The sequence below is a fragment of the Streptomyces atratus genome (assembly GCF_014648655.1).
In the GTDB taxonomy this organism is placed as follows: domain Bacteria; phylum Actinomycetota; class Actinomycetes; order Streptomycetales; family Streptomycetaceae; genus Streptomyces; species Streptomyces atratus.
The window spans coordinates 1-9,767 of record NZ_BMRN01000102.1 but is presented as its reverse complement, the minus strand read 5'-3'; the positions used below and the strand labels follow the sequence as shown (position 1 = coordinate 9,767).

The window sequence follows — 9,767 nt, the reverse complement described above, 5'->3', positions numbered from 1 at the left end:
CTTGTCGAGCCAGAGGGTGACGTCGGAGAAGAAGACCGCTTTGCCTGGCCCGTCGTTCGGGTCGCGGGCCAGGCCGGTCGCGAGATCGAGCGCGATGCCGGCGCGTGCCTCTGTCCGTGGCTGCGGGTGAAGGGTGCACGGGTGTGGTGTCGCGGTCGGCCGGCAGGTGTTGCCGGCCTTGGTTCCGGGCGGAGAGGCCGGGTAGCAGAAGGCCTCAGACTGCGACGGAGAGCAGGTCCACCACGAAGACGAGTGTCGAGCCCGCCGGGATCAACGGCGAGGGTGACTGGTTGCCGTAGCCGAGGCGCGGGGGAACGATGATCTCGCGGCGGCCGCCGACCTTCATCCCTCTGACCCCGCGGTCCCAGCCCTTGATGACCTTGCCACCGCCCACGGCGAACTTGAACGTCTGGCCCCGGTCCCAGGAGGTGTCGAATTCCTTTCCGGACTCGAAGGTGACCCCGACGTAGTGAACCTGGACAACCCTGCCCGGCTTCGCCTCAAGCCCGTCCCCGACGACGAGGTCACGGATTGTCAGCTCGGTGGGAGCGTCACCCTCCGGAAGGTCGATCTCGGGCTTCGTCAGTTCACTCATTGCAGCCTCATTCGCTCGCCGCCGGAAGCCCTCATACAGACCAGCCAGGCGCATGGTCACTCCATGCAGTAGATCATCATGCTGCCGTGAACGCTGATCTCCTGGAGTGCATCAAGCCCAACGGAGCACGACGCTCAGCGTGACTGGGCGTGCTACGTCATCGGTACGCTGCGCCCGTACTCGATGATGGCGAGGCCCTGCTCCCCGCGTCCGCGGGTATGGCCCCTGTGCGTCGCCTGGTGGCGCGTGGCCCGCTGCGCGGAAGCTCCTTCAGCCTGTGCGCTGCTAACGGTCGTGGACTCGGTCCGAGAAGCGCCCGCAGCCCGGACACGCCGCCCGGGCCGCGCGGCCTCTCGCCACCACCTCGACCGTGCCGAACGCAGCCGTAACCGCCTCGACGTCCACATCGTCGATCCCCTCGAACACCAGCGAGTCCCAGAACGGTGCACCGGTCTGCATGACCAGCACCATCACCGCTCACAACCGGCCGCAGCAGAGACCAGAGGGAGCGTCACTTCCGAACGTCAACGGACAAGTACGCCGCCTCACACGAGCCAGTCCCTCGCAATCGAACGTCGGGGTAACGCTCCGCAACGGCTCCCCAAGATCTGTGCCAGAACCGGGTTCTGACAGCACTGGTGTAAAGGTGGTTGCCTTCGGGGGGTGCTGAATCATGGCGGTCGGCAGCTGTCTAAGGTCACGTGCATGTCGAGGACCACACCGCCGCGCCCGCTCGATGTCGAGGCGCTCTTCCCGGAGCTGGTGACCTGCCGAGGCACCACCACCCGGCTCCATCCACGCCCAGGCCGACCGGACGTGGCGGACAGTTCCGTGGGCGGTCCGCTGCGGTGGCCGACGACCGAACCCTGGCCCGTGTGCACCGAGCCGCACAGCCACGCGCGTGGCCTACGCCCGGCGGACATCCACCTGCAGCGGCAGATCCTGGCTTCCGCATGGCTCCGCGAACCGAACCCGGGCCCCACGGACGAAGAACGGCAGCTGCTGCAAGAACTAGGTCAAGAACACCGCACCAAAGAGGCTGCTGCGAACGATCCACTGCCGCTGATCGGCCTGGCTCAGCTGTACCGCAGGGACATCCCCGACCTGCCGGCCGGACCGGACGACTGCGATCTGCTGCAGGTGTTCTGGTGCCCCTTCGACGCGCACGGCCCGACCGGCTACGGCATGCTGCTCGATCTGCGCTGGCGCCGGTCGTGGGAGGTCGCCGAGGTGGTGACTGCGCCGCCGCAGCCGCAGGTCGTCGGCTTCCACGGGTACGTGCCCGAGCCGTGCGTGCTGCACCCGGAGCAAGTGGCCACCTACCCGTTCGCCGGTCTCCTCCCGGAGGACCTGTGCGCCCGGATCGACGCTTGGGAAGAAGCGCTGGAGGAGGAGGCCAAGCAGTCGGCGGACGAAGACGCCGCCGCGCCGGTGGGCTATCAGTACGACCTATCCATCCCACCAGGCTGGCGTGCCGGCGGTTTCGCCTCCTGGCACGTCACCGACCCGTACCCCATGGACTGCCTGACCTGCTCGACACCGATGCACCTGCTGCTGACCATCGACAGCTCGGAATGGGACGGAGGCAGCGGCAGCTGGAAGCCGCTGGAAGAACAGGACTTGCCGACACACCTGTACGCCCGTCCGACCGAGGTCAGTGTTGGCCGCTGGGGCGAACTCAACATCTTCGCCTGCCCCGAAGAACCCAGCCACCCGCACCGCTGGAGCATCCAGTAAGCCGCTCGGTCATGACCAATGCACATACTTGAGGAAGGCCATTCCCCTGGGCTGCGGCTTTCGAACGCCGCTGTGGCTGGCGGCCGAGTGCTGTCGTTTCTCGTGAACATCGAACACGGCGCAGTCCGGGTGCCTCCCGAATCGCTGAGCAACCGCTGCCCAAACCCGTGAACAAGGCCAGTCGTGGAAGATCCAGCCGAAGCGGTCGGGTGAGACGGCGATGCTGCACCGCGGGGGCTGCGGCCTGTACAGCGCCCAGCTCGGGTTCATCAACCGGCAGGAAGCGATCATCGCCATGAACGAGCCGGACATTGAGGTGTGCCGGATCTGCAAGCCCGAGACGGGGCTGGTGGACGGGTAGGCCGTACGGACCGTCCGGCGCGCTTCGGGAGGCGCCGTGCTCGCAGGATCGGTTCTGTGGAGTTCCCGGTCAAGGTAGCGCTGGCCCAGGCGGTCCCGACCCTGCCCGACGGGCCCGGCTGGTGGTACGAGCCGAAGTTTGACGGCCACAGGGCTGTGCTGCGCCGCACCGACGACACCGTGTTCTTGTACGCCCGGTCCGGGCGGGTCGTCACTCAGCACTGGATGGACCTCGCTGTGGCCGGGATGGAACTCCGCCCCGGGACGGTCCTGGACGGGGAGGCGGTGATCTGGCGGGGCGGCCGGCTGGACTTCGCGGCCGCGCAGTCACGGGCTGCGTCGTCCGTGACCCGGGCCCGTGCCCTGGCGGCCCGGCACCCAGCCTCATACGTCTGCTGGGATGTTCTGCAGCACCCTGACCCTGCAATCGGAGACCTCCGCAGCCGCCCGTACATGGAGCGCCGCGCCTACCTGCTGGAACTGCTCGCCGACTTGGGACCGCCGATCCAGCCCGTACCGGCCACGGACGACCGAGAGGTGGCCTTGCACTGGTACGAGGCGCTCCAGGAGCAGGGGATTGAGGGGATCGTCGCGAAGCGGGCCGGTGCCAGCTACCGGGCGGGGCGCCGCGGGTGGGTCAAGGTCAGGCACTCGGACACGGCCGACGCCCTGGTGGTCGGGTTCACAGGGCCGCGGCTGCGGCCACACCACCTGGCCCTCGCGGTGGGGGACGAGGGCGGGCCGGTCCGGTTGTCTGCCCGGCTTGAGCCCGTTCTCGCTGCACGTATCGGCTCTGCCCTGACCAGTTCGACCGTGGTGGGAGACCGCCGGGCACAGGGGGAGACGTACACGCGGGTGGAGACCGACATGGTCGTCGAGGTGCTGGCCGGGAGCGGCCGGCACGGCACCCTCACCGTGACTCGCATGCGGTGACGCCCCGGCTCCGGCCGGGCTTGGGACAGTCCGGGACCGGCCGGCCCTGTCCGGGCCTGTCGATGTCCCGGCCACAAAGCGTCCCAAGGTCCCCCGGCCCTGACGCTCCTCGCCCTCGGGACTGCTCCTGACCAGGCCGGACAGATCCGGACTGTCCCGGCCGCCCTCATGCATTGCCCGGCAAAGCAATGCCACGCAACGCTTCTCGCACCGCCCCGCGCCGCCCCTGCGATGTCCCTGCGCATGCGTCACCCCGCGTCCGCAAGTACCGGCTCACTGCCCCCGGCGGCGCGAACAGACACGGCTGCCCACCGCCGTTTTCCGGCCGCAACGGAACGTCTCCGACGGCCAGGGCATTCCTACAGGCCCTGAGGATCGATCCGCACGCATCCCGCGGCTACGCCGTGGGGCGCCGCCGTCGAACCGTGTGTCGGATCGCCGTCGGTGCCAGCCCCACCCCCACGCTCACAACGACCGCCGCCGCGGCCAGCAGAGTGGACCGCCAGGGCCAGGACGCGCCGGTCAGCTCCAGGTGGGCCGAGGGGTACTCGGAGAACTTCGCGGTGACCAGCGCCGTACGTCGGTCGCTGTGCTCGGCAAGGTCCCGCAGCACCGGATCGAAGCCGAACTCCCCGGACCGCCGTCCTCCGCCGGGCAGTTCGGCGGCGAGCCCGTTGCGGCGGGCCCAGCCGCCCAGCGCACTGCCGAGGCCGGAGGCGTTCTTGACGCCGGGCACCACGAAGCGATCCGCCCCGTGGGCGCCTCCCTTCGCCGGCCGGGTGACGAGGACCAGGCCGTGGCGGGTGGTGACGGTGTCACCGGCGCCGATCACCAGCGTCCGGGTGGCGAAGGAGACTCCGCCGTATCCCTCGAAGGCGGCGGCCGCGTCGATCTCCTCGACGCCGTCGACCAGGCCGATGGCCGTGGTGGGGCGCAGCCACGGGAACGCGGCGTTGAGAGCGTACGGGAGGTCGCCGAGGGCGAGATGGTTGGCCGGTATCGTGGTCGGTCCGTCCGGAGTCCAGCCGGGGTAGGACAGACCGGTGCCGATACGGGTCGCCTCCGCCTTGCCGGCCAGTTCCTCGACCGACCGCAGCGCACCCACGGTGCCGGAGGTGACGCCTGCGGTGGTGGTCACCCGCCCGTCCTCGACGTAGCGCCGCCCGCGCTTCCAGTCGACCTTCGGGTAACTGCGTTCCAGGGAGCCGATGTTGGACCAGAACGACGTGGCGTCGCGGTCGTCGAGCAGACCGGAGGCGGCCAGCAGCTCGGAGCCCGCGCACACCCCGAGGATCCGGGCGCCCTTGCGGTGGCGTTCGACGATCCACCGACGCAAGCGCTCCTCGCCCGCGCCGGTGGGGTCGGACACGGCGGGCACGACCACCACGTCGGGTTCCGGCAGAGTGCCGTCCGCCACCTCGGCCAGCGTGTGGTCGGGCAGCAGATGGGCGCCGCCTGACAGCGGGGAGACACGGCGTTCGGCGGCCACCGTGTAGACGAACATTTTCCGCGACTCGGCGAACACCTGGTAGGGCGCGAGTACATCGGTGGCCACGGAGCCCTCGTTGCTGACCGCGACCGCCACCGTGATCCTGCCCTCCGGCACCGGCCGGGCGGCCGGCCACACCCTGGCATCGGATCCGCGGGGGGCGGCGGCGAAGCTGTCGGCCATCGACGCACTCACCCCTGCGAAGGCGATCCCCGCGAAGGACGCAGCCGCCAGAGCCGTGCCCAGCAGTACCCAGCCGATACGGCGCAGCGCCCGGTGCCCCTTGCGTGCCCCGGAACTCATCTCGAACAAGACATACCTCAACAATCCGGGCACATTTTGGCAGCACTGTGCCGTCGGCCCTCGTGGAAACGGGAAAAGGGGAAGAAGCGGGGAAAGCGGTCGGGAAAGAGGCCCTTCGCTGAGGAGGCCGGGTCCGTCAGGCTGTCGGCCGCAGTGGTGCGCGCAGCAGCGAGGGCGGGGCTCCGAAGGCGTCGGCGACCACCCGGCGCAGCTGCCGAGCGTCACGGAATCCGCACCGGAGCGCGACCGCCTCCACCGTCAGGTCGGTACCGGACAGCAGGGTGCGGGCCCGCTCCAGCCGCAGTTGCCGCTGGTAGGCGAACGGGGTCGTGCCGGTGGCCGTGGTGAAGGCGCGCGTCAGACCGCGCGGGGACAGCCCGGCGATGCCAGCGAGTTCACGCAGGGTGAAGGCGGCGTCCAGATGCTGCGCCAGATGGTCCTGCACCCGGTGCACCGCGGGCTGGACATGGTCGCGGTGCCGCAGGAACGGACTGATCTGTGCCGCGTCCCCGTCCCGCCGCAGATACAGCACCAGTTCACGCGCGACTCCCGCGGCCAGTTCCGGGCCGCGCTCCCGCTCGACCAGGGACAACGCGAGATCGATCCCCGACGAGATGCCCGCGCTGGTGCTGATCCGCCCGTCGTGCACGTAGAGCGCGGCCTCACGCACCCGGGCCCGCGGGTACCGGTCGCGCATCGCCGAGGTGAGCGACCAGTGGGTCGTGCACGCCCTGCCGTCCAGCAGCCCCGCCTCCCCCAGTACTACTGCACCGCTGCACACGGACGCCACCCGGGCACCCGCGTCGTGGGCCTCGCGCACCCAGCGCACCACGGCGGGTGCCACCAGCCGGTCGGATCCGGTCAGCCGGGGGCCCGGCACGAGCACCAGATCACCGGCTGCCGCCCGGCTCGTCGGCAGCGATGCCAGCCCCGCCAGTCGCAGGCCTTGGGCGGACCGCAGACCGTCCGCCTCGGCGACGTACTCCAGCTGGTAGCCGCCGCCGAGATGCGCCGCAGCGTCGAACACCTGCACGGGACCACCGAGGTCCAGCAGATTCACCTCGGGCAGCACCAGTACCAGCACCCGCCCGGTACACCCGTTCATCTCCTCGCTCACCCCGCCACAGTAGGCCGCCACGAACCGCCCGCACGAGGTCTCCCAGGGACGGACAGTGGACAGATCTGGCACTGGTACTCCAGCTGTAGATCGTGATCAGGCGTCGTGAGACGCTGCCCTTCGTGATCGCCAAGCTGCAGTGGTGTTGGACTGTGCCGATGTCGTTTGAGCTGTCTTGGTTCTACCAGTCACTTCTCGGCGGCGTAGTGAACCAGCCGGATCCGCGGTGGTCGCTCGGCGAGGGCTGGGCGACGCTCCACACCGACGGTGGGTTCGTACTGGCTTTCCAGCGCGTCGAAGACCATCGGCCGCCGCAGTGGCCGGACTCCGCTCACCCCCGGCGTGCGCGCCTCGTTCGCGAAGGGTCTTGGGGTCCCAGCGCGCTCGCACAGCGCTGGCAAGTCCTGATGGCCGTATCGCTGGTACAGCGTGCCGAGCACGCCCTCGATCAGGATCCGCAACCGCGCCACGTCCATCTGCTCCGTCATCCTCCGATGATGAGCGAGGCCAGGGCCCGGTTTCCAGATGCTGCCGAGTAGCGGGAGGGAGCCGTGCCGCTCGGGGGATGGCACGGCTCCCCGTCAGGGGGGCGCAGCCCGCCCGGTCCTGTCAGCGGGCGCGGCTGCACCTCCCTGTCTACGGCCCGGACGTGGTAGGCGCGACCGAGGCCGGGCGAGTTGGTGACCAGGCTCCCTCGTACAAATGCTTCTCCAGCGGCCGGCGAACCGGGTACCGGGCGGAGCCGTCGGTGGGGGCATGAAGATCGATGAGCAGCACGTCGCCGAACCGGGGCTCGTGGCCCTGGACATCACCGCCGCAGACGAGGACACCGTCCGTACGGTGATGGACGGCCTCCAGCAGCAGTGGGCAACTTCTGGGATCACGCCGGTGTGGCGCACGCCGGGGGAGGTGGGAGTTAAGGCGCGGACGTACGCCGCCAGCCGGACCCGGCCGACTAGGCCGCGTATCGAAAGTGGATCTCGGACTGTGAATGATCACGGTTCATGGGTCGGGGAGATCTCACGGACGAGCAGTGGGCAACGCTGGAGCCGTTGTTGCCGAGGGGGACGAAGGCGGGGCGGCCGCCCGTCTGGCCTCGGCGGCAGCTGATCGACGGCATACGGTTCCGGGTCCGGACCGGTGTTCCGTGGCGGGACGTGCCCGTCGAGTACGGGCCGTGAGGCCGGGTCTACGACCTGTTCCGAAGGTGGCAGCGGGACGGCACCTGGCACCGCATCCTCGCCCGGTTCCAGGCCCTGACCGACGCGAAAGGCGCGATCACGCGGGACCTGAGCGTCGATTCCACGGTGTGCCGCGCCCATCAGCATGCGGCCGGGGCCCGCAAGCAGGGCGACCTGCAGAAGGAACCACCGGGCGGTGTCTTCACCGAGCCCGGAGATCACGGACTGGGACGCTCGCGCGGAGGGTTCACGACCAAGCTGCACCTGGCTGTCGAGCAAGGTCAGAAGCCCATGTCGATCGTGGTCACGGCCGGGCAGCGCGGCGACTCGCCGCAGTTCGAGCCCGTGCTGGAGAAGGTCCGCGTGCCTCGCATCGGGCCGGGCCGGCCACGCGTCCGCCCCAACCGGGTCCGCGCGGACAAGGCGTAAGCCTCCCGCAAGAACCGTGCCTACCTGCGCCGCCGCGGAATCCGCTGCACCATCCCCGACAAGGCTGACCAGGCGCACAACCGCAGAAAGCTCGGATCCCGCGGTGGCCGGCCACCGCGCTTCGACCCGGTCGACTACCGCGAGCATCATGCGGTGAAGTGCGGGATCAACCGCCTCAAGAGGAACCGCGCTGTCGCCACGCGATACGACAAGCTCGCGGTCCGCTACGAGGCGACCGTCCTCGTCGCGGCCATCAACGAGTGGCTGTGAACCTCGGCCATCACGCGGTGGGATCCACGTTCCACGTCGCAGGCAGATCGCTGCCGCAGAAGACGCAGACGAAGTTGTCCTCGCGCACGATGTTGTGCTCCTGGCAGCCAGGACACCGACGGAACACCACCTCGTGGGTGAAGCCGGAGGGCCGTTCGAGCCCTACGTCGTCCAGAGCACGAGCGACTTCCGACCAAGAGCCGATGTCGGGGCAATACCCGGTGGACTGGTTGCTGACCTCACTCACGGCCCACCGGTCCGCCTCGCGCACGAAACCGATCTCGCCAGCACTCAAAACCATGGCTCCGCCGGCACAGGCCACGTGCTCGCTCCGTCGCGGCGCCAGCCGAAGCGCACCGTCCGCGCCGACCACGAAGGTGAGCGGCTCGGCCAGCTCCGCCGCCGACCGCCCAGCAATCCAGTCACCAAAATCAGCTGCCGAGCTGATCCGGCACCCACCGCTGCCAGGCCGGACCGCAGCCTTCAGCTCGACCGGTCCGACGTATCGGTAGCTCCGCCCCCGCGCACTCACATCAGCCAACCTAGAGCACTTCCGACACACGCCCTAGTAGGGCTGTTCGTTGGCCCACGGTCCGACCCAGGATTCGTCCCGCAGTTGCCGTGCCGCCATGAACTTGTGGGTGAGGTGCCCGTCGAGCCATGCCTGGATCCACTGAGGGAAGGTCAAGGCAAGTTTGTGGCGGTCGCCTTCCTCCCACCACCACATCTGGCCCTCGGGATGACGGCAGTCGAGCAGCGCCCACATCGCGCAGCCGAAGTCGCAGAAGAACAGCACACCTGGTGGCGGGGCGGGCGGATCCTCCGGGTCCAGCTCGGCGTTCAGGTAGTCGAGATAGCCGCTGACCATGCCCATGTCCTCGCCGTGCAGGGGCGAGAAACCGAGGAACGGACCGACGCCGCCGTCAGCGATCTCCAGGTAAAGACGACGGACCAGCGGCGGTAGCCGGTAGCCGGTAGTGCGCTCCGCATCCTCAACCGTGTCCAGCGAGGCGGGTTCGGGTGTCGTCAGAGTTGAGGTCGAGTCGGTGGGTTGTCCCGCCTTCACGCGAGCGCGGACGGCCTCGAACAGTTCGGCATCAGTCACTGAGTGATCTTCGTGCGTCCGCGGGGCAGCTGGCTAGGGCCTGCCTGGCGGGATCAGGCCGCATACGGGCGGCCGCCGTCACCTTCTGTGTGCAGATAGGCGTGCCAGGACCCGCAACCGCGTCGTGACCCGCCAGACAGCCCCACTGGGCGGCATCCTGACGCCGTCGGACAAGACCCCGGGGCTATACGCGGCCCGGGGCCCCTAGCTTTCCGGGGCCTGCCGCATCGCACGGGAGTGCGTGTAAG

General features: G+C 69.5%; 11 protein-coding genes and 1 pseudogene. 5 read left to right on the top strand and 7 right to left on the bottom strand.

What is annotated here, in order from left to right; genetic code table 11:
• Positions 1 to 214: 214 nt before the first annotated feature.
• Positions 215 to 595 (bottom strand): FKBP-type peptidyl-prolyl cis-trans isomerase, encoded by a 381-nt coding sequence (locus IEZ15_RS42640; RefSeq protein WP_030976601.1) that lies wholly within the window; start codon positions 593 to 595, stop codon positions 215 to 217.
• A gap of 285 nt (positions 596 to 880) precedes the next feature.
• The gene (locus IEZ15_RS42635; RefSeq protein ID WP_229846555.1) at positions 881 to 1,054 is read right to left on the bottom strand and encodes a hypothetical protein; all 174 of its coding nucleotides are present in this window, start codon (positions 1,052 to 1,054) and stop codon (positions 881 to 883) included.
• Positions 1,055 to 1,300: 246 nt separating this feature from the next.
• Here IEZ15_RS42635 and IEZ15_RS42630 point away from each other — a divergent pair, with 246 nt between their 5' ends.
• From IEZ15_RS42630 to IEZ15_RS42620, 3 genes are all read left to right on the top strand, one after another.
• Positions 1,301 to 2,332 carry a hypothetical protein gene (locus tag IEZ15_RS42630; protein WP_189282315.1) on the top strand — a complete coding sequence of 344 codons (1,032 nt, stop codon included), beginning with the start codon at positions 1,301 to 1,303 and terminating at the stop codon, positions 2,330 to 2,332.
• 190 nt (positions 2,333 to 2,522) lie between these two features.
• Positions 2,523 to 2,693, top strand: coding sequence for a DUF6233 domain-containing protein (locus tag IEZ15_RS42625; RefSeq protein WP_268250515.1), 171 nt, complete (start codon positions 2,523 to 2,525; stop codon positions 2,691 to 2,693).
• A 56-nt stretch (positions 2,694 to 2,749) separates the two neighbouring features.
• The gene (locus tag IEZ15_RS42620) at positions 2,750 to 3,625 is read left to right on the top strand and encodes an ATP-dependent DNA ligase (RefSeq protein ID WP_189282313.1); all 876 of its coding nucleotides are present in this window, start codon (positions 2,750 to 2,752) and stop codon (positions 3,623 to 3,625) included.
• A gap of 397 nt (positions 3,626 to 4,022) precedes the next feature.
• Here IEZ15_RS42620 and IEZ15_RS42615 read toward each other — a convergent pair whose 3' ends face one another.
• From IEZ15_RS42615 to IEZ15_RS42605, 3 genes are all read right to left on the bottom strand, one after another.
• Positions 4,023 to 5,417 (bottom strand): DJ-1/PfpI family protein, encoded by a 1,395-nt coding sequence (locus IEZ15_RS42615; RefSeq protein ID WP_189282312.1) that lies wholly within the window; start codon positions 5,415 to 5,417, stop codon positions 4,023 to 4,025.
• Positions 5,418 to 5,553: 136 nt separating this feature from the next.
• Complete coding sequence (locus tag IEZ15_RS42610) at positions 5,554 to 6,534, bottom strand: GlxA family transcriptional regulator (RefSeq protein WP_229846554.1); 981 nt, start codon at positions 6,532 to 6,534, stop codon at positions 5,554 to 5,556.
• Between the two features lie 188 nt (positions 6,535 to 6,722).
• The gene (locus IEZ15_RS42605; protein ID WP_189282311.1) at positions 6,723 to 7,022 is read right to left on the bottom strand and encodes a hypothetical protein; all 300 of its coding nucleotides are present in this window, start codon (positions 7,020 to 7,022) and stop codon (positions 6,723 to 6,725) included.
• Between the two features lie 214 nt (positions 7,023 to 7,236).
• On the opposite strand from IEZ15_RS42605, the gene IEZ15_RS46165 reads away from it, so the two are divergent.
• A complete protein-coding gene (locus tag IEZ15_RS46165) occupies positions 7,237 to 7,644 on the top strand; it encodes a DUF6207 family protein (RefSeq protein WP_308427516.1) in 408 nt (135 codons plus the stop codon).
• Positions 7,539 to 8,414 (top strand): annotated as a pseudogene (locus IEZ15_RS42600) (IS5 family transposase). The gene IEZ15_RS46165 and the pseudogene IEZ15_RS42600 overlap by 106 nt, the downstream one beginning before the upstream one ends.
• Positions 8,415 to 8,424: 10 nt before the next feature.
• Here the strand turns inward: IEZ15_RS42600 and IEZ15_RS42595 are convergent.
• Complete coding sequence (locus IEZ15_RS42595) at positions 8,425 to 8,946, bottom strand: hypothetical protein (RefSeq protein ID WP_189282310.1); 522 nt, start codon at positions 8,944 to 8,946, stop codon at positions 8,425 to 8,427.
• Between the two features lie 33 nt (positions 8,947 to 8,979).
• Positions 8,980 to 9,519, bottom strand: a complete 540-nt coding sequence (locus tag IEZ15_RS42590) for an SMI1/KNR4 family protein (RefSeq protein ID WP_189282309.1) — start codon at positions 9,517 to 9,519, stop codon at positions 8,980 to 8,982.
• Positions 9,520 to 9,767: the final 248 nt, after the last annotated feature.

Bases quoted from the DNA above. Each gene is read 5' to 3' on its own strand.
- IEZ15_RS46165 (WP_308427516.1), top strand. From the start codon at position 7,237: ATGCTTCTCCAGCGGCCGGCGAACCGGGTACCGGGCGGAGCCGTCGGT.
- IEZ15_RS42605 (WP_189282311.1), bottom strand. From the start codon at position 7,022: ATGACGGAGCAGATGGACGTGGCGCGGTTGCGGATCCTGATCGAGGGC.
- IEZ15_RS42630 (WP_189282315.1), top strand. From the start codon at position 1,301: ATGTCGAGGACCACACCGCCGCGCCCGCTCGATGTCGAGGCGCTCTTC.
- IEZ15_RS42635 (WP_229846555.1), bottom strand. From the start codon at position 1,054: ATGCAGACCGGTGCACCGTTCTGGGACTCGCTGGTGTTCGAGGGGATC.
- IEZ15_RS42640 (WP_030976601.1), bottom strand. From the start codon at position 595: ATGAGTGAACTGACGAAGCCCGAGATCGACCTTCCGGAGGGTGACGCT.
- IEZ15_RS42615 (WP_189282312.1), bottom strand. From the start codon at position 5,417: ATGAGTTCCGGGGCACGCAAGGGGCACCGGGCGCTGCGCCGTATCGGC.